The organism is Bacillus sp. 1A (genome assembly GCF_052682215.1).
In genome coordinates, this window is record NZ_JBQYLZ010000001.1 from 5,210,363 (window position 1) to 5,229,380 (window position 19,018).

Genomic DNA, 19,018 nt, shown 5'->3' on the forward strand with positions numbered 1-19,018 from the left:
TCAGAAACGAGGAACAATTATGGACTCTTACAAACAGTATATAAAAGAAGCTTTTCCTAATCTTTCTATACATTCATATAAACAAAATGAAGAAGGATGGGATAATGTAGCAGTTATAGTAAATGAGGAGCTACTGTTTCGTTTCCCTCGAAAACAGGAATATGCAATGCGAATTCCGTTAGAAAAAGAACTATGCACACTTCTCTCTTGTTCACTACATGAAATTGAGGTTCCAAAGTATCACCTATTCTATAAAAAGGATACTGATACTATTCCCCTTTGCAGTTACTATACTCTCATTCATGGTGAACCGTTAAAAACAGAAATAGTTAATACGCTAGAGAAAAAAGAACTAAAAGCACTTATTACACAATTAGCGACTTTCCTTGTGGCTCTACATAGTATTCCTTTAAAGCGTGTAAAAGCATTAGAATTCCCTATAGAAAAAACACTCACCTACTGGAAAGAGCTACATACAAAATTAACTCAATATCTTACTAACAGTCTTACTTCATACCAGAAATCAGCGTTAAATTGTTTATTCGAAAATTTCTTTACATGTATCGATACAGCCATTTTTCAAAATACAATTATTCACGCTGATTTTACACATCATCATATTTTATTCGATAACCAAAATAAAACCATTTCAGGAGTTATTGATTTCGGTGCTGCTCAAATTGGTGATCCTGCTTTTGATTTTGCTGGGCTATATTATGATTTCGGACATGAATTTACTACATCAGTATATGAACAATACAGTACGCTTATTTCACACCATGATCCATTACTCATTCACCGCATCACGACCTTTTATCAATACAGTCCTTTACTACATAATATGATTTATAACTTTGAAACAAAAAATGAACTTGAATTCCTAGCAGGTACAGAAAAACTGAAAGTAATACTACAGGGCCGAGATTAAATGCTCTCTCTATGTTCTCTCTCCTCATACATCATTAACTTTTTATCCATTTCAACAATGATTTGATACAGTTGAAACGCTTGTAAAATTTGCAGTTGAATTCCAAAAGGAGCATTCTGTTCTTTTAACCATTGAAATACTTTCGTTTCATCTTTCATTGATTATTCCTCCCTTTATTAAAATCTGCTACAAATATACGGTAAATGATGAAAAGCTTTTCATGTCAATAACAAAAAAGGATGCAAAATTGCATCCTTTAATGTACGATATTTTTCTTCTGCTTCGCTTCTTTCTTTACTTCTTCCCTTTGGCATTCACTACGAAACGCACAACTCATACACTCAGAACGAAAATGACGCTCTGTATAATGCTCAGGTTGTTGCAACATTTCTTTCATTCTAGATAAATCAGCCATGCCAGTTATAATATCTTCCTGTTTCGGAATGTACTCATACTTAGTTCCTTCTATTAAATTAATAACTTCAATTTTTCCAGGAAGAATACCGAAAGCTTTATAACTGAATACTGTCATTAACTTTTGACAAAGAGCAAGCATTTCCTCATCCGCATCGACAACATACTTTTTAATTACAAACGACTCAGTACTCCACTCACCAACTTCTAATGTCAATGACATGTGGACGCCTAACTCTTCCATATATGTTTGAAATTTTTCATATAAAAATAACGGCGGTGTCTGACTATCATCTCTTTCAACAAACTGTAATAAGTGATCCGTTAGCTTCGCTAACACAATATAATACTCCGTCTTCGAAGCGAACATATTAATCCTTACTCTTTTCCAATACTTTTCTATTAATATTAAAAGTACGATTTTCGTTTGTTGGCCTGCGGGTAGCGTGTAATACTCGTTAATAATTTGATTCACAATCATTTGTGCGATTTGTTGCCATTCAAATGAAGAAGGTTCTCTTCTTTTTATATGACGAAAATAAAATTTATGCGGACAACGCATAAAATCATACAAATGATAATCTGTCATCGTTTTGATTGAGATTTTCTCGTGCACTTGCTCTTCATCTCCCTTCTGCCATTAAGAAAGGTGTTTCACGAATTCAGCTCCAAACTGTAAACATTTTTCTACATCTTCATCTTCTGGCGTTAATTCTACTTTTAGTCCTTCTAACACAACTGCAGCTCCGCGCTCTTGTAGCTTTTCGATTAAAATGTCAACCGCCACGCCGTATTTCGGATAAGCTGAATCACATGACCCGAATACTGCGGCCTTTTTCCCATTTAAATCAATAGAATCCATTGCGTCATAAAAATCTAAGAAATCATCAGGAAGGTCACCATCTCCCCACGTGTAAGCTCCTAAAATAATTCCATCATACTGTTCTAGTATAGAAGCTTCTGGTGAGTCCATAATATCGATCACTTCAATTTTATTTTCTGTTTCACGAATTGCACCCGCAATATGATCAGCCATTTCCTCTGTATTTCCACTCATACTTGCAAAAATCATTACTAACTTACTCAACTGAATCTCTCCTTTTACCTTGTATCTCTTTTTCTGTTGGAAGTGTACTCTTCTCATCTACATATTCAGATCGAATTACATTTCGTTGCCATTCCATATGCTGATCAACATCTTTATTTTTATCTTTTAATCCCCTCCGCAGAAGGTGAAATTTTTTTCTCATTAACATGTCGCACCCATCCTATTGATAATAATTATCAATTTCAACTAACCTTAGATTAATTGACAGTGATTATCAATGTCAATAACTATTTTTAAAAAAATGATTAAAATGTACAAGCTTGTCCGTTAGCTATTCATATACTATAAATGAGCATAGTTCTTTCTCAGCCCTCTCTGACGGAAAGAAATAAAAGCAACTGCGATAGAGCGCAGTTGCCTTTTTTTATACTTTTCTATGATTTTAGTAGTCTTATTGCTGTCTCTACAAATAATTCCACTCCATAAATTAAAGCTGCTTCATCTACATCAAATTTTGGATGATGATGTGGATAACAAGTATCGATCTTTTCATTCCCCGTCCCCAATTTAATGAAGCAACCCGGTGCCTTTTTTAAATATGCTGAAAAATCTTCTCCTCCCATAGAAGGTTCCAGCTTCACAACACGCTCATTCCCAAACAAATGTAGTGCACTTTCTTCTACTACTTTCGTAATATATTCATCATTAATAACCGGATCATATCCATATCGATACGTATATGTATACTTTCCTCCATGTGCTTTTGTAATTCCTTTCACGATTTGCTCAATTTTCTCTTCTGCTTCTATTCTTAACGCTTGATTAAAAGAACGCACAGTTCCCATTAAAGTTGCTGCACTAGGAATAATATTATCAGCTATTCCCCCATGAAACTGTGTAACTGAAACGACCCTTTGCATGAAAGCACTTGTATTTCTTGATACGATATGTTGTAAATTTGTAATAATCTGTGCTCCGATAGCAATAGGATCTATCGTTTCTTCTGGCCTCGCCGCATGCCCTCCCTTCCCTTGAATTTCAACTGTAAATACGTCCGGTGCCGCCATCATCGGTCCATACGCAATTCCGATTTTCCCGCTCTCAAGTCCTGACATAACATGTAAACCTATTACATAATCAACACCATCCATCACGCCTGCCTCAACCATTTCTTGTCCCCCGCCAGGATACACCTCTTCTGCGTGCTGAAAGAAGAGACGAATCTCACCTACAAAATCTTCCTTTATATTTGATAGCACCTCTGCTGTACTTAACAAAATAGCTGCGTGAGCATCATGCCCACATGCATGCATCATTCCTTTATTCACAGACGTATAAGATTTCCTTGTCTCCTCTTGAATTGGTAAAGCATCTATATCAGCTCGAATCGCAACTACTTTCCCTTGTCCCGTCCCTCTTTTAATTGCTAGTACACTATACTTCGTCGGTCTCGTTACTTCAAAAGAAGAAAATGAACATAATGTATCATATATAAATTGTGAAGTTTCTTTTTCATGAAATGATAATTCCGGATATTTATGAAAATGCTGTCTCCATTTAATAATGTTTTCTTCTGAAATAAGATCCTTCCACATCCTCTTCATCAGAAATTCCTCCTCTTATGAAACTTTAACAATTCATACATTAACTATGAAAAACTCAAACAAATATTACATTTCTATACATTCTCCCAGACCACTTTTATACATTCACACAATCCACTTCCTATTTACATGTCAAACCCATTACAAATTCATACTGAATGTAATATAATTGCTAAGTTAGGGATTTTCTTTTTTAGTATTTAGTGCTAATATCAGAAAAGAGCCTTTTGACTTATTTTTACCTAAAATGTGGGATTTTGTTTTTTTCACAATAATGTAGGACATGATACCTACAAAGAGCTATCATTTCATTAAGAGAGGGAAAGACATGGAAAGATTAAAAGAGATATGGTCTCGACCACTCACACAATGGGTTGCAAAGACGGTTTATTACCTTGCAATTTTATTTGCATTGCTTTGGTTGTATGGATTCCATGATACAAACACAAGTACATTTATTTACAACGAATTTTAGGGTGGGAACGTTATGAAGTTATTAGAACAAATTGAAAAGTGGGCTATTGAAACGCCTGATCAAACTGCTTTTGTTTGGCGAGATGCGAAAATTACGTACAAACAATTAAAGGAAGATTCTGATGCGTTAGCACATTGGATTTCTTCTGCGTATCCAGATGATCGTTCACCAATTATGGTGTATGGCCATATGCAACCTGAAATGATTATTAACTTTTTAGGATGTGTAAAAGCTGGACATGCTTATATTCCTGTAGATTTATCTATCCCAGCTGATCGTGTACAACGTATCGCTGAAAATTCTGGTGCGAAACTACTTTTATCAGGAACTGAAGTAACTGTAACTGATTTACCAGTTCGCATTGTAAGTGAAGACAACTTAAAAGATATTTTCTTTACTCATAAAGGGAACACTCCAAATCCTGAACATGCGGTAAAAGGTGATGAGAACTTCTACATTATTTACACATCAGGAAGTACAGGTAATCCGAAAGGGGTTCAGATTACTTATAACTGCCTTGTAAGTTTTACAAAATGGGCTGTAGAAGATTTCAACTTACAAACAGGGCAAGTATTCTTAAACCAAGCACCTTTCTCATTCGATTTATCTGTCATGGATATTTACCCATCATTAGTAACAGGTGGTACACTTTGGGCAATCGATAAAGATATGATTGCACGTCCAAAAGACTTGTTTGCTTCTTTAGAGCAATCGGATATACAAGTATGGACTTCAACACCATCTTTCGCAGAAATGTGTTTAATGGAAGCATCTTTCTCTGAGAGTATGCTACCGAACATGAAAACATTCTTATTCTGCGGTGAAGTGTTACCAAATGAAGTAGCTAGAAAATTAATTGAGCGTTTCCCGAAAGCGACAATTATGAATACGTACGGTCCAACGGAAGCTACTGTCGCTGTAACAGGTATTCACGTTACAGAAGAAGTGCTTGATCAATACAAATCACTTCCAGTTGGCTACTGTAAATCAGATTGCCGCCTTCTTATTATGAAAGAAGATGGTACGATTGCACCTGATGGTGAAAAAGGTGAAATCGTAATTGTCGGTCCAAGCGTAAGCGTTGGATATTTAGGAAGCCCTGAATTAACAGAAAAAGCATTTACTATGATTGACGGTGAGCGCGCCTATAAAACAGGTGATGCTGGCTATGTTGAAAATGGTCTTCTATTCTATAATGGTCGTCTTGATTTCCAAATTAAGCTGCATGGTTATCGAATGGAATTAGAAGAAATTGAGCATCACCTTCGTGCGTGTTCTTACGTAGAAGGAGCAGTTATCGTTCCAATTAAAAAAGGTGAGAAATACGATTATTTATTAGCGGTTGTTGTTCCTGGAGAACATTCATTTGAAAAAGAATTCAAACTAACATCTGCAATTAAAAAAGAACTCAATGAGCGATTACCAAACTACATGATTCCACGTAAATTCATGTATCAATCTTCTATTCCAATGACACCAAATGGAAAGGTAGATCGCAAAAAATTATTGAGTGAGGTTACAGCATGACCGCATATGGATCATTTTATTTTTTCGCTATAGTGGGCATTTTATTAATACCTACTATCATAGCTGGATTAAAAGGTAAAATGTTGCGTAAATATAATGCCGTTTTAACATTAGTCATGATTGCTATTATCTTCTCGGATAAACCGAAGCAAGCGATTATGTTAGCCGCATTTATTATTTGGCAATATGCCCTAATTAAAGGCTATTTAATTTTAAGAAAACAAAATAATAGTACATTCATGTTTTGTATAGCTGTTATTTTATCGATTTTGCCACTTATTTTGGCAAAAATCGCACCATTTGTGCCTGAATTACATTTTATTGTTTTCGCAGGTATGTCTTACGTAACATTTAGAGCAGTACAAATGGTCTTTGAAGTTCGTGATAATTTAATTAAAGAACTTTCCTTCTTTAATTTCTGGGAATTCGTTTTATTCTTCCCTGCGATTTCAAGTGGACCTATCGATCGTTACCGTAGATTCCAAAAAGATATCCAAAAGCCACCTAGCGCTGAGGAATATCAAAAGTTACTATATACAGGGCTTAACCGTATTTTCCAAGGTTTTCTGTATAAATTTATAATTGCGCACTTGATAACAACATATCTTGTAAAGGCAGTATTCGCCAATCAAGATACACTTTTATCTAATGCGATTTTTATGTACGCTACTAGCATGCAATTATTCTTTGACTTTGCAGGTTATAGTGCGTTCGTAATTGGTATCAGTTACATGATGGGAATTAAAACTCCTGAAAACTTTAATAAGCCATTCCTTAGTCGTAACATTAAAGACTTCTGGAATCGCTGGCACATGAGTTTATCATTCTGGTTCCGTGATTTTATTTACATGCGTTTCGTCTTTTTTGCAACGAAGAAAAAGTTAATTAAAAACCGCTACACAATTTCGTATATCGGTGCATTTTTAAACTTCTTCATCATGGGAATTTGGCACATCCAAGGAAGCGCTGTTGCGCAGTATGTTATTTATGGTCTATACCATGCCGCACTGTTTATTTTATTCGATATTTTCGAGCGAAAAAACAAGAAGCATAAGTTTTGGCCAAACAATAAATTTACACATGTCCTTGCGATTGTAATTACGTTCCACGTTGTATGTTTCGGTTTCCTAATTTTCTCTGGACACCTTAACAGATACTTTTAATGCACCCTTCTTATACTAGTAAGAAGTTGCACATATAATATATTTCGGATATAAAGGAGATTTTAAAAATGGCAGAATTTAAAGAGCAAGTATTAGATATTTTAGAAGAAGTATGTGAAAACGATATTGTGAAAGAAAACTTAGATGTTCAATTATTTGAAGAAGGTATTCTTGATTCTTTCGCTGTAGTATCTTTATTAGTTGAATTCCAAGAGCGTTTAGATATTGAAGTTTCTATTTCTGATTTTGACCGTGACGAGTGGGCTACACCAAACATGGTTATTAAGAAGTTGGAAGAAATCCGATGAACAAAGCAAAATTTGGTCCGATGCTTTTAGCATTGGCCCTTTTTGCTGTATTCTTACTTATTCCAACGCGCTTCCTACTTCCACTTTTAAGTGATGAAAAAGTAGAACAAGCTGCCACTTCTTTAAAAGAAGAAAAGATTCAAAGTATGATATTACAGCAAAAGATGTTAGCAGACCCGAAATACCTTCCGATGTACGGTTCATCGGAATTCGCACGTATGGATGCTTTCCATCCATCAAATTATTTCAAAGTAAAGCCTGAAGGGTTCACACCATTCCTACTTGGACGCGGAGGAACACAAGACCTTGTACATGTGTTAAACTTTGCATCTACTATGGATCAATTGAAGGATAAGAAAATGGTATTCGTTCTTTCTCCTCAATGGTTTGTACCACAAGGTATTGATGAAACACACTTTGCACCTAACTTTTCAAAACAACAAGGCTATCACTTGCTTTTCAATGATGACTTAAAGCCTGAAATGAAAAAGCAAATTGCAAAACGTTTATTAAACTTTGAAATCGTCAAGAAAGAAACTTTACTAAAAATTTCGCTTGAAGGTATCGTTTATGATGATACAAAGCATAAAGTAAAAGCACTTGCTGCTAAACCTTTCGCTTATATTTATCGTAACATTTTAGATCGTAAAGATTTATTTACAGCAATGTTTGATATTAAACCGCATAAAGAAAAACTTGACCCTTCATTAAAACAAATGAATTGGGACGAGGCTCGTAAACATGCAGATCAAACTGGTGCAGTAGAATCAGGATCTAACGAATATGGTATCGAAGATAATTACTTCAATAGCAAAATTAAGAAGAAATTGAAGCAACGTGAAGGCTACTTAAAAAATGATGCTTATGATCAATCGCCAGAATATGAAGATTTACAAATTGTACTTGATTTATTAAAACAATCTGGTGCAAAACCACTCTTCATTTCTGTTCCTGTAAAAGGTCCTTGGTACGATTACGCTGGCTTCCCGAAAGAACGTCGCGAATTGTACTACAAGAAAGTTCATGAGCAAATTGAGAAAGCTGGCTATCCAATTGCCGACTTCTCAAATCATGAGTATGATAAATACTTCTTAAAAGATCATATGCACTTAGGTTGGAAAGGCTGGGTTTATATCGATGAGGCCATCCAACAATTTTATAAAGCAAACTAACGAAAAGACCACTTGAATTATTCAAGTGGTCTTTTTCTATATATATTTTGTAATTGTTCGATTGCGTTCTCTGCTTCTTTCATCACTCGCTCCACTACATGCTGAGCTGATTCTATTCGTGCTAACGATGACGCTTGCCCTGCCCAAAGCGACATGTATTCTCCTTTATTTTGTTTTGCTGCTTCTTGGCGTATTTTAGAGGTTAATACATTTTGCACTGGATACATCGGAAGCCCTTCTTCTTTCCCTTCATGTCTCTCTATAAATTCATTACGAATACCCCGCGCATATTTCCCGGAAAACGCACGGGTCACAGTTGTACTCGTATCTGTACTATGTAAAACTGCTTCTTTATACACATCATGCGTAATACTTTCTTTACTCGTTAAAAAGGCTGATCCCATTTGAACAGCTTCTGCCCCCAGTGTAAATGCCGCAACAAGCCCTTGTCCGTTCATTACACCACCTGCTGCAACAATTGGGATATGCGGGACTGCTGCTACTAACTGTGGAATTAATGCAAACGTCCCAATCATAGCTTCCTGTTCTTTCCCAATAAACGTTCCTCTATGCCCTCCTGCCTCGCTACCTTGACCAACAATAATGTCTACTCCTAATTCAGCAAGCACCCTCGCCTCTCTCACATGAGTAGCTGTTCCGATGACTTTTATTCCTCTTCTTTTTAAGTCATCTATTTCTTCTTTTTCTAACGTTTGAAATGCAAAGCTAACGACTGGTACGTTTTCTTCTACTAACACTTGTAATTGTTCTTTATAGCTTTTTGGAAGCTTTATCGTCTCTTCTTCCTCTATACCGAATTCTCTATTCACTCCGCTAAGTAATACCTTTGCCAAGTTTACTTTCTCTTCTTCTATCTGTATCTCTTTCGTTAACAGTAAATTAACACCGAAAGGCTTATCAGTTCGTTCCCTTATTTTATTAATTGCTTCACGAATTTGCTCAGAGCTCATATAGCCTGCTCCAAGCGTTCCTAGTCCTCCGCTATTACTTACAGCTGCAACAAGCTCAGGCGTCGTAATCGCACCTGCCATACCTGCTTGAATGATGGGATACTTAATTTGTAATAGATCTATTACGCGACTTGTAAACATCATTTCTCCTCCTATTCCCCTTATATCTTCTTTATTTGACAAACTTTCCCCTTCTTTTACAAGGGTTGAATTTCATAGGAAGCGAATATATTGAAAAGGAAGGAGGCTAAAAACAATGATATATCCAAATGCGTTACAACAAGGTGATACAGTAATGGTTATTGCACCGTCCGGCCCACCAACAATTGAAAATGTATTAAAAGGGGTAACCCTATTACAAGAAATGGGTTTATCTGTAGTAATCGGGAAGAGTGTTTATGAGAAATATGGATATTTAGCTGGAAGTGATCAAGTTCGGCTCGATGATATACATGAAGCATTTACAAATAATGAAGTAAAGGCCATTTTCTGTGCACGAGGTGGTTACGGAAGTGCTCGTCTCCTCCCTCACATTCAATATGAAATCATTCAGCAGAATCCAAAAATCTTTTGGGGATATAGCGATATTACAGCTTTACATACGGCCTTTTCACGTTATGCAAAGCTTGTTACTTTTCATGGTCCAATGGTTGAAGAACTAGGTAAAGGTGTAGATTCTCTTTCTTTATCTTCTTTCAATCAACTATTCCATCCGTATTCAACCATCTTATCTGCTTCAGAATGTATCGTACCTACCTCTCCATGTACAGTTACAGGCACATTGGCGGGAGGAAATTTAACTGTATTAACGAGTATAATTGGCTCACCCTATGAGATAAATACGGCTAATAAACTTTTATTGCTTGAAGACATTGGGGAAGAACCGTATCGCATTGACCGTATGTTAAATCAGCTACTTTTATCTGGCAAGTTTAATGAATGTAGCGGTGTTATTTTTACAAGTTGTCACGACTGCACTCCTTCTAAACCATCTCAATCATTGCAAACAATACTATATGAATATTTCGCACCATATCATATACCTGTTCTATTCGGTTTACCGATTGGACATATAAGCCCAAACATCGGGATTCCTCTTGGAGCTACAGCGACAATAAATACAAATAATAAAACACTCTCTATTTCTTCTGGCGTAGCCAATCCGTATTCAAATTAAAAAGGAAAAGCGATTCCGCTTTTCCTTTTATTTATAATAATTAAAAATTCGTCCAGATGCGATATCTGCAACTTCTTCTGGAATAAATGTTTTACTTATATCAGTGCCAACATTTAATACTGCTGTAGCATCTTTCTCAATGCTACCAAATAATTCTTTTCCACGTATCGTAATAAGGGGCGTTCCTTCTGGCAACACGTCTTTTACAAATTCCATTTGTGTAAAGAACGGAACGATCCATCTACCCTCTCCTTGGAAATGACGCAAACGAAGTATTCCTTCTGTTGCCCCGTCCTCTGCTTCTAGTGAACCAGCAACATAAAACTCAGTAGATAAGAGCAATTCATAAAATTCCTTTTGCTTCTGTTTATCGTCCCCTGCTACAACAAGTACTTCTTCTATTCTCTTTACCGGAATTTGCTCCATATGATGCCACCCCTATTTCAAAATGATTGTACTTAGATTATACGAAATATTCTTATTTTTTTCTACATAATTCGCAATTATTTTCTTAAAATAATTTTAATACTTCTTTTTTCGTCACAATCGTAGCAAATTCTTCATGTTGAAACGCCTTTTGTACATCAATTATAATAAGTGCTATTTGATTATTCATCATTTTCTCCTTCATTTGGCTGTAATTGAAACAGAAAACCAAGTTGTTGCGACGCAGTGATAAAACAAATATAAGCGCAAAGCTCTACAATTTCTTTTTCCGTCCAATATTGTTTCAATGCATGAAACATATTATCATCTATTGCCTTTTTATCATGAACAAATGTATGTGCAAAAGTAACTGCTACACTCATTTCTTCTACCTTTTGCATATCATCAGGTCTTCCCTTTGCCATACAGTACGGACATTCATTCCCGTACGCTAATGTTCTTCTTACTTGCTCCTTTAGCTCTGCCGACAGAGTTCCTTTACTATACAGTGTATTCTCTACCATACTCCATGAATGTAATAGATCTGGATTATGCCCTAATAACTTTTGAAACTTTGTAACTTCTACATTTGATAATGAAATTCTCTCCATTATTTCCCCTCCTATTTCCTTCTGTTTTATTGTAAAATAAATAAAGTTCACTTTACATTTCATATGAATCTTAATTTATATTTTTCCCTTACAAAAATTATTATTTTACTGGAGGTATATTTACAAATGCAACTAGACCGTGTCGATCGAAAGATTTTAAATGAATTATATAATGATAGTCGCCTTTCCATGCGTGAATTGGCGAAACGAGTAAACTTATCTGCTCCGTCTACTGCAGAACGTGTTCGCAAACTTGAAAGTGAAGGCGTGATTCAAAAGTACACAATTGATATCGATTATAAAAAAGCAGGACTTGTTTTAGATTGTATTTTAGAAATCACTTTAAAAAATGGTGATACAACACGTATGCAACAGTTTATTCAGTCTTATCCATCTGCAAGTTTTTGTTACCGAGTAACAGGAAGCTTATGCTACATTGTAAAAATTTCTGTTCCTTCACTCGTTGAACTTGAAGATTTTATCAATGATGTTTCTTCATATGCAACGACAGTTTCTCATATCGTATTATCAGAAGTATCTCTTACTCCGGACATTGAACATATATTCCCAGAAAATTAATTTATTTTTATTCAAAAAACATTTAAAAACCCCTTACATTAAGAATAAAAATAATATATTATGTATTAAAATACATAAAGTTCGGGAAAGGGGCTTTACATTGAAAATCTGGTTTTATGAAAAAACGGCACAATTAGATGACTTACTTGGCATTTGGGACAATGTTCCGACTATCCCACGAATTGGGGAAAAAGTGGAGATTTTAAAAACAGTCCGTACTGTTACAGATATTAAATATGTAAAGAACGGTAATAATTTTCGTGTAGAAATTATTACAAATTAAAAAGTAGCTCCTAAGAGCTACTTTTTAATTATCTATCACGCGCTTTCTTTATTACAATTTTATCTTCTTCTACAGATACTGTTACATAATCATTTTCTTCTAATCGAAGCTTATTTACAGCCTCATCTGGTAGCTCTACAGCCATCAGTCTATCTGTTACGATCACTTGACTATACACTTCATTTTCTTGTAATGCACTCACCACTTTTTCCTCATTTATAAAGCGTACTGGTGGCACACCTACTTCTTTTACTGTACGCCATTGCTTCCAAACGTAAGGAATTAACCAAAGGAATCCAACAACTGTCAGACCGATACCGATCCATAAATTACTTTGCGCTTGTAATTCAAGAATTGAAATTGCACTACTCTCTTCTCCACCGACAAATTGCATACTCGTTGCAATCAAATTATTTAGAGCGTGTACAGCGATATTCGTCCATATATTTTTCGTCTTTATGTATAAAAGACACATTACAACACCAAACATAAATGCACCAATAACATCAAAATGTCCTAAACCAAAAATAAGTGAAGATATGATTACAGCTTTTTTAATTCCCCATTTATGAGCCATTCGCTGTAAAAAGAAGCCCCTAAAAATAACCTCTTCCATAATAGGTGCTAATACACATGCTGAAATGAAAGTAAATATCGTCATATATATGTTACTCGTATTAATAACATTTACGTCTTCTAACATTGTAACTAAGAAATTCGGTAACGTATGTGCTAATATGTAAAATTGAATATGAGATATACCAACTGAAAAAATCATTCCCATTATCGTTGCTAATACAATTAATCCCCACGGTAAACGTCCTGGCTTATCAAAAAAACTGTTAAACACAACATTATTTTTATTTGTTTTTACGTATAACCAAAATAATGGAAATACAAAAAATACAGTTATTTGTGAAATAACCTCTAGCGCATTCTCAGAAACATTTGCTAGATCTAATGGAATCATCGTAAGAAACAACCCTATAATCATCCATCCAAAAAAACTGCGTAGTCTTATGCGTGAAAATGCATAATGCATGTAGAACACCCCCAAAGATAATAAAAACAAATGGTCGGATAACTAAATTATAATTTGAATATAGTCGAAATTCCTCCTATTTTTCTCAATTACTTTCAAACAACATATCTCTTAAAATACCATATCACTGTTCTTCAAGTTGCCATTTAGGAGAAAGTTATGTAATAAAAATCCCCGTTTTTACAAGCGGGGATTTCTTTTATTATAATACGTCACGTTTTTGGAATAATGCACTTGATGCTACAAGTAATACAACAAAGTATGCAGCTACAAGTAATACTGAAGTTGTAAATGTAAACTCTGTAAATGTTGGTTCCATTCCGCCACTTACTAATTTATTGCTATCGTACACACTTAAATTCAAATGGAAAAACACTACGAATTTCGCTACACCTTTTGCAAACATCATTAATACCATATTAATTGCTCCTTGTAAAAAGAAGAGGAACATCGTAATAATTAATGGTAATACAGACTTTCTAAATACGTTTGCTAAGAAAAATGCAAGTGTCGCAAAGAAGAACGGTGAAAGTACTTGATATAAAGTAGATTTCATTACGATTCCTACCGTTAATTCTGTTTTACTACCATCCATTACAATTCCGCCAATAATCATTGCAATTAAAGTGCTAGCAAATATGATAAATACTATAGTAAGTAACACTGTAATATATTTAGAGAATAAAACTGTAATTCGTTTTCTTGGGCGGATTAATAACTGCTTAATTGTACCTTTTTGGAACTCATCAGTAATCATACGAGAAGCAATCGTAATCCCAAAAATTGTTGCAAACAAAGTAATTAAACCAATCTCTGAACTTGCAAAATCTAAATATGATCCTTTAAATTCACTTCCGTCTCCCCATTTCAGCATCGCTAAAACTCCCAAAATCTCCAATACTGCAATGACACCAATTAAAATATACATACCTTTTTTCGCATGTAACTTTAAAAATTCATTTTGAATTAATTTAAACATTACGCTTTCACTCCCCCTGTAATCGCTAAGAACTCATCCTCTAACGTTTTATTTTGAACAGTAACTCCGTATACAAGCACATCGTCATTTACAAGTCGTTTTACAAGTTGTGGGATTTCCTCTTTCATTACAGATACTGCAATTACATTTCCTTGCATCTTACCTTTAATGATTTCATTTGCTTTCTGTACTTGATCTACTTCAAACGCTACAACTACTGTCTCATCGTGTTTCGCTTGTTCGTGTAAGTTGTACTCTTGCACAAACTCACCTTGCTTAATAATAACGACGCGATCACACATGAGTTCAATTTCACTTAATAAGTGACTTGATACGATTACAGCAATATTCTCTTCTTTCGCTAAACGTTGTAAATAATCTCGAATTTGACGAATACCCGCTGGATCTAATCCATTTGTTGGCTCATCTAAAATTAAGATTTTCGGCTGATGAAGTAATGCCTGTGCAATTCCTAAACGTTGTTTCATACCAAGTGAATATGTTTTCACCTTTTTATGAATCGCGTGCTCTAATTCGACAAGCTTTACAATCTCAGCAATGCGCTCTTTACTAATTGGTGTAATTGCCATGTTCGCAAAATGCTTTAAGTTTTGCATTCCAGTCATATAATCATATAGTTCAGGATTTTCTACGATCGCCCCAATTTGCTCTAGCGCCTTTTCACGCTCCGTGCGAATACTATGACCACAAATTGTAATATCGCCCTCTGTCATTGATATAAGACCTGTCATCATACGAATTGTCGTCGTTTTACCACTACCATTCGGTCCAAGAAACCCGTACACTTCCCCTTCACGAACTTCAAATGATAAACCGCGAATAATTTCCGTTCCACCAATCTTTTTTCGAACATTCTCTAACTTTACTACTACATTTCCCAATGTTGATTCCTCCTTTAGACTTCTAGTTTTTTATCGATTATGCGACCTGTTATATAAACAAGTAAAACAAATATACCGATTGAAAAAGCAATACTATATAAATTCATAAGCTTTTCTGGATAAAGAAACACATTTGCTTCTGATGATTCATCTATATACACTAACTTTGTTATAAAAGCAGGTGTAGGTGCAAGTCCACCTAGCATTTCATATATCATATTGATTACTTTCGTTACTAGTAAAAATAAGAAGAAAATAATTACATACTCCATTTTTTTCTTTTTCAAAGAAAATACTTTAACGCCAGCTACTGTAAAAAGTAAAACTAACAATACACTTGATAAATTAAATACATATAACACACTGCTAAATAATTGTTTTACTATATCTAGCGTAAGTGTACTTTCGGTAAATAACAATCCATAGAGTTCTGTACCTTTTATTACTTTCATCGAAATGCTATAGAAAAACATAGTACCTATTACTTCAAAACACATTAAGCTAATTGCCGCATATGACAATATTGCTAAAACAATTTTTTTACCAGATATCGGTGTTAATCGAAATAATGTACTTTCGGTCATTTTCCCAAACGCAGACATCGCCTGCAGAAATACTAATACCGCAAAAATTATATAAACTAAGAATACTAAGGCAACTATAATCATTTGCCTTACTTCTCCTGATTCTTGTTTAATATAATTCCCCATACTTACAAAAGCGACAGCTGCAATAAATATGAATGACAATAACGAAATGAAAATTTGTTTTTTATTCGCATTGTACATATATATTAAACTGGCCTTCATCTACTAAACACCTCCTTAAACAAATCCGTAACAGCTTTTCCTCTCTGAAAACGTAACTCTTCTACATTTTCATACAATACAATTTCCCCATCTTTTAAAAACATTACTTCATCAAAAATATTTTCAACTTCATTTATTAAGTGAGTCGAGATTAGTATCGTACAATCTTCTCTATAAAATTGTAAAATGAGATTCAATACGTGTTCTCTAGAAACAAGATCAATTCCGCCCAGCGGTTCATCTAGTACGTATAACTTTGCTTTCCTCGAAAATGTTAAAATAATTTGTAGCTTTTCAATCATACCTTTTGATAAAGCTATAACTTTTTCTTCTAACGGTATTTTAAATTCTGCAATCGTATCTACCGCTTTTTGAATGTCGAAGTCTTTATAAAAATCTCGATAGAAGAATAAAGAATCTTTTACCGTCATCCAATCATCAAATACTGGTTTATCCGACATAAAAGAAACAATTTCTTTCGTTTCTAATCCTACTTTTTTACCAGCGATTGTAATACTGCCTTCAGAAGGATGCTGCAGACCGGCAATCATTTTCAATAACGTCGTTTTCCCGCTCCCGTTATCTCCGACGAGTCCTATAATTTTCCCTTCCGTAATCTCTATGTTTAATTCACGGATCACTGCTTTTAATCCGTATCTCTTCCATAAGTTCTCTATTTTTAATAACTCTGTCATTCGCTCTCCTCCCTCTTCTCATGTAATGAAGAACGAAGGATTGTAAGAATTTCTTCTTCTGAAAAACCTAAATTGTCCATTCCATCTATAAAAGAATGAAGTAATTCTTTCGCCATCTCTTTTCGCAGCTCCATAATTTTCTCCCCTTCATTCGTTACATATCGACCCATTCCTCTACGCGTTACAACAACCCCATCCCGTTCTAGCTCTTGAAATGTACGCTGAATCGTATTTGGATTTACTTGTAATTCACTCGCTAATTCACGTACAGAGGGAATTTTATCACCAGGCAATAAATGCCCTGTTACGATTTCTTTTTTTATGTATTCCATTACCTGAATGTAAATTGGTGTATTTGGAGAAAACTCTATTTTCATTTCTTCCCTCCTTTTGTATTGGTGTACTAGTTAAATAATACACCGATACAAATAATTTGTAAATACCCATTTAATTACAAAAAAGTTCTATCCATTTGCTGGATAGAACTTTTTAAACAGAACTCGTTATACAAAAATAATAGTGTTATGTAAACAAATCCATAAAGAAAAGCTGTCTTATCAATGAATAAGACAGCTTTTCTTTATGAGTATATATTAAAAATCAAACACGAAGTCATCATCAGCTAACTTTTCAACGTTCGTTGCTTTTACGTAACCATTCCCTTTTACAGAGAAGAAATCATGGTTTTTCGTATCTGTACGTAAACCATTTAAAACGATCGGGTTAATTTCTTCTTCCTCAAATTTCGGCTCAAGCCCTAAGTTCATAAGTCCTTTATTCGCATTGTAACGAACGAAACGATTTACATCTTCTACAAGACCGATAGAAGTGTAAATTTCTTCTGTGTATGCCATTTCAATTTCATATAGTTCCATTAATAACTCTTGCGTTTCTTTTTGCACTTCTTGTTGATCTTCTGCAGAAAGTTCTACGAAGAGTTGTTGTGCTAAAATACCGACGAATACGCCGTGAATTGACTCATCCTTTACCTTCATATAGGTTCGCTACACCTATACCGTTATTTAACAGCTTACAGTTTCCTGCAAGAAGAGACTATATCATCTACCTTTTCAGGTAGCCCTCCATTTCGATTTAAGGGATTCTCACCCACCGCTTGGCCCTACTCCTATTGCGGAATTTCACCGCCATTGGGATAGTCGTTGAACGTTCCTTTATCTACGTATCGCACCCACCACTGTTTGTACAGTTTTCGATGTCTGATACGGCTTCCTGTGCCGCTCGATAACCCATGTTTTCTTTCAATGGATGCATTTGATTCACCAGCTTGTAACATCTGAACAATATCCAAAAACATTTCCAGGGTAACACGCCCCCTTGTTTTCAGTTGGTGCTCAGATTTAACTGGCACATAATTTTGGACTTTTCTCCAAAGATGTTTAAAACGTTTCTTATGTCGAATTAAAGACACATAATTTGGATGAAGATTATATATTTCAGCAATTTCTGGGTTTGTCTTTCCGCACTTTAATAATGCTACAATCTCAAAAAATTGCGCATTTGTAATTTTGGATTGTGGATTTTTTTCACCTATAACACGCTGTCTTTTCTTCTCTAATTGTTCTTCAGTGAACTTAATTCCACCCAATCCTTCTCCACCCAAAGTTAAATTATAGCCATTATTATAAGAATCATACTGCCAAATATACTGTTGCTCAATCTCACTCGATTCTTCCAATGAACATTCTATCTCCTCTAGAATTCCATATTCTAAAGTGAATTCATATTTACAGTATGCTGCTTGTAAATAGCTATTATAATGTGTGCCACTCTTTAACATCCACATATGTTCCTTAATTCGTTTTAAATTCGAAACTTGCACATCTTTACCAATATAGTACTTTCCATTGATTTTCAAATAGTAAATTCCGTACATGTTATCGCTAG

At 34.8% G+C, this 19,018-nt stretch carries 24 protein-coding genes and 1 pseudogene; 9 read left to right on the forward strand and 16 right to left on the reverse strand.

Features of this window, described 5'->3' with window-relative positions:
• Window positions 1–19: 19 nt before the first annotated feature.
• A complete protein-coding gene (locus ACUN0F_RS26645) occupies window positions 20–928 on the forward strand; it encodes an aminoglycoside phosphotransferase family protein (RefSeq protein ID WP_445540444.1) in 909 nt (302 codons plus the stop codon).
• On the opposite strand, the gene ACUN0F_RS26650 is transcribed toward ACUN0F_RS26645, so the two are convergent.
• From ACUN0F_RS26650 to ACUN0F_RS26670, 5 genes are all read right to left on the reverse strand, one after another.
• Window positions 925–1,086: a hypothetical protein gene (locus ACUN0F_RS26650; RefSeq protein ID WP_000651094.1), complete on the reverse strand. Its 162-nt coding sequence runs from the start codon at window positions 1,084–1,086 to the stop codon at window positions 925–927. The genes ACUN0F_RS26645 and ACUN0F_RS26650 overlap by 4 nt on opposite strands.
• A gap of 98 nt (window positions 1,087–1,184) precedes the next feature.
• Window positions 1,185–1,958 carry a hypothetical protein gene (locus tag ACUN0F_RS26655; RefSeq protein WP_046957093.1) on the reverse strand — a complete coding sequence of 258 codons (774 nt, stop codon included), beginning with the start codon at window positions 1,956–1,958 and terminating at the stop codon, window positions 1,185–1,187.
• A gap of 24 nt (window positions 1,959–1,982) precedes the next feature.
• A complete protein-coding gene (locus tag ACUN0F_RS26660) occupies window positions 1,983–2,429 on the reverse strand; it encodes a flavodoxin (RefSeq protein ID WP_000041147.1) in 447 nt (148 codons plus the stop codon).
• A complete protein-coding gene (locus ACUN0F_RS26665) occupies window positions 2,422–2,598 on the reverse strand; it encodes a hypothetical protein (RefSeq protein WP_016088748.1) in 177 nt (58 codons plus the stop codon). The genes ACUN0F_RS26660 and ACUN0F_RS26665 overlap by 8 nt, the downstream gene beginning before the upstream one ends.
• A 226-nt stretch (window positions 2,599–2,824) precedes the next feature.
• Window positions 2,825–3,994 (reverse strand): M20 metallopeptidase family protein, encoded by a 1,170-nt coding sequence (locus ACUN0F_RS26670; protein ID WP_264461848.1) that lies wholly within the window; start codon window positions 3,992–3,994, stop codon window positions 2,825–2,827.
• 328 nt (window positions 3,995–4,322) lie between these two features.
• Here ACUN0F_RS26670 and ACUN0F_RS26675 point away from each other — a divergent pair, with 328 nt between their 5' ends.
• From ACUN0F_RS26675 to dltD, 5 genes are all read left to right on the forward strand, one after another.
• Window positions 4,323–4,469, forward strand: coding sequence for a teichoic acid D-Ala incorporation-associated protein DltX (locus ACUN0F_RS26675; protein ID WP_000440293.1), 147 nt, complete (start codon window positions 4,323–4,325; stop codon window positions 4,467–4,469).
• A gap of 12 nt (window positions 4,470–4,481) precedes the next feature.
• A complete protein-coding gene (gene dltA / locus ACUN0F_RS26680) occupies window positions 4,482–5,996 on the forward strand; it encodes a D-alanine--poly(phosphoribitol) ligase subunit DltA (RefSeq protein WP_000770515.1) in 1,515 nt (504 codons plus the stop codon).
• Entirely contained in the window at window positions 5,993–7,159 is a 1,167-nt protein-coding gene (gene dltB, locus ACUN0F_RS26685) for a D-alanyl-lipoteichoic acid biosynthesis protein DltB (protein ID WP_000127922.1), read from the forward strand. The genes dltA and dltB overlap by 4 nt, the downstream gene beginning before the upstream one ends.
• A gap of 68 nt (window positions 7,160–7,227) precedes the next feature.
• Window positions 7,228–7,467: a D-alanine--poly(phosphoribitol) ligase subunit DltC gene (gene dltC / locus ACUN0F_RS26690; RefSeq protein WP_000807310.1), complete on the forward strand. Its 240-nt coding sequence runs from the start codon at window positions 7,228–7,230 to the stop codon at window positions 7,465–7,467.
• Window positions 7,464–8,639 carry a D-alanyl-lipoteichoic acid biosynthesis protein DltD gene (gene dltD, locus ACUN0F_RS26695; protein WP_046958213.1) on the forward strand — a complete coding sequence of 392 codons (1,176 nt, stop codon included), beginning with the start codon at window positions 7,464–7,466 and terminating at the stop codon, window positions 8,637–8,639. The genes dltC and dltD overlap by 4 nt, the downstream gene beginning before the upstream one ends.
• Before the next feature lie 17 nt (window positions 8,640–8,656).
• On the opposite strand, the gene ACUN0F_RS26700 is transcribed toward dltD, so the two are convergent.
• On the reverse strand, window positions 8,657–9,751 hold the full coding sequence (locus ACUN0F_RS26700; protein ID WP_445540445.1) for an NAD(P)H-dependent flavin oxidoreductase: 1,095 nt from the start codon (window positions 9,749–9,751) through the stop codon (window positions 8,657–8,659).
• A 115-nt stretch (window positions 9,752–9,866) separates the two neighbouring features.
• Between ACUN0F_RS26700 and ACUN0F_RS26705 the strand changes: the two genes are divergently transcribed.
• Window positions 9,867–10,787, forward strand: a complete 921-nt coding sequence (locus tag ACUN0F_RS26705; RefSeq protein ID WP_046957089.1) for a S66 peptidase family protein — start codon at window positions 9,867–9,869, stop codon at window positions 10,785–10,787.
• 27 nt (window positions 10,788–10,814) lie between these two features.
• On the opposite strand, the gene ACUN0F_RS26710 is transcribed toward ACUN0F_RS26705, so the two are convergent.
• Both ACUN0F_RS26710 and ACUN0F_RS26715 read right to left on the reverse strand, forming a co-directional pair.
• Window positions 10,815–11,213, reverse strand: a complete 399-nt coding sequence (locus ACUN0F_RS26710) for an SseB family protein (protein ID WP_000435201.1) — start codon at window positions 11,211–11,213, stop codon at window positions 10,815–10,817.
• Window positions 11,214–11,395: 182 nt separating this feature from the next.
• Window positions 11,396–11,887 (reverse strand): carboxymuconolactone decarboxylase family protein, encoded by a 492-nt coding sequence (locus tag ACUN0F_RS26715; RefSeq protein ID WP_445540446.1) that lies wholly within the window; start codon window positions 11,885–11,887, stop codon window positions 11,396–11,398.
• Between the two features lie 63 nt (window positions 11,888–11,950).
• Here ACUN0F_RS26715 and ACUN0F_RS26720 point away from each other — a divergent pair, with 63 nt between their 5' ends.
• On the forward strand, window positions 11,951–12,403 hold the full coding sequence (locus ACUN0F_RS26720) for an Lrp/AsnC family transcriptional regulator (RefSeq protein WP_001175493.1): 453 nt from the start codon (window positions 11,951–11,953) through the stop codon (window positions 12,401–12,403).
• Window positions 12,404–12,503: 100 nt separating this feature from the next.
• On the forward strand, window positions 12,504–12,686 hold the full coding sequence (locus ACUN0F_RS26725; RefSeq protein WP_000707107.1) for a DUF3913 family protein: 183 nt from the start codon (window positions 12,504–12,506) through the stop codon (window positions 12,684–12,686).
• Window positions 12,687–12,714: 28 nt separating this feature from the next.
• On the opposite strand, the gene ACUN0F_RS26730 is transcribed toward ACUN0F_RS26725, so the two are convergent.
• The 8 genes and pseudogenes from ACUN0F_RS26730 to ACUN0F_RS26765 form a co-directional block, all read right to left on the reverse strand.
• Complete coding sequence (locus ACUN0F_RS26730; protein ID WP_046957088.1) at window positions 12,715–13,728, reverse strand: CPBP family intramembrane glutamic endopeptidase; 1,014 nt, start codon at window positions 13,726–13,728, stop codon at window positions 12,715–12,717.
• A 202-nt stretch (window positions 13,729–13,930) separates the two neighbouring features.
• Window positions 13,931–14,707 carry an ABC transporter permease gene (locus ACUN0F_RS26735; RefSeq protein WP_046957087.1) on the reverse strand — a complete coding sequence of 259 codons (777 nt, stop codon included), beginning with the start codon at window positions 14,705–14,707 and terminating at the stop codon, window positions 13,931–13,933.
• Entirely contained in the window at window positions 14,707–15,609 is a 903-nt protein-coding gene (locus ACUN0F_RS26740) for an ABC transporter ATP-binding protein (RefSeq protein ID WP_000528798.1), read from the reverse strand. Before ACUN0F_RS26740 ends, ACUN0F_RS26735 begins: the two co-directional genes overlap by 1 nt.
• 14 nt (window positions 15,610–15,623) lie before the next feature.
• Complete coding sequence (locus ACUN0F_RS26745; protein ID WP_264461844.1) at window positions 15,624–16,418, reverse strand: ABC transporter permease; 795 nt, start codon at window positions 16,416–16,418, stop codon at window positions 15,624–15,626.
• Window positions 16,415–17,113 (reverse strand): ABC transporter ATP-binding protein, encoded by a 699-nt coding sequence (locus ACUN0F_RS26750; protein WP_445540447.1) that lies wholly within the window; start codon window positions 17,111–17,113, stop codon window positions 16,415–16,417. The genes ACUN0F_RS26745 and ACUN0F_RS26750 overlap by 4 nt, the downstream gene beginning before the upstream one ends.
• The gene (locus ACUN0F_RS26755) at window positions 17,110–17,490 is read right to left on the reverse strand and encodes a GntR family transcriptional regulator (RefSeq protein WP_000687513.1); all 381 of its coding nucleotides are present in this window, start codon (window positions 17,488–17,490) and stop codon (window positions 17,110–17,112) included. Before ACUN0F_RS26755 ends, ACUN0F_RS26750 begins: the two co-directional genes overlap by 4 nt.
• Window positions 17,491–17,706: 216 nt before the next feature.
• Window positions 17,707–18,102, reverse strand: a pseudogene (locus ACUN0F_RS26760) (ribonucleotide-diphosphate reductase subunit beta); the annotation flags it as partial.
• 137 nt (window positions 18,103–18,239) lie between these two features.
• Entirely contained in the window at window positions 18,240–19,007 is a 768-nt protein-coding gene (locus tag ACUN0F_RS26765; protein WP_445540448.1) for a nuclease, read from the reverse strand.
• Window positions 19,008–19,018 lie beyond the last annotated feature (11 nt).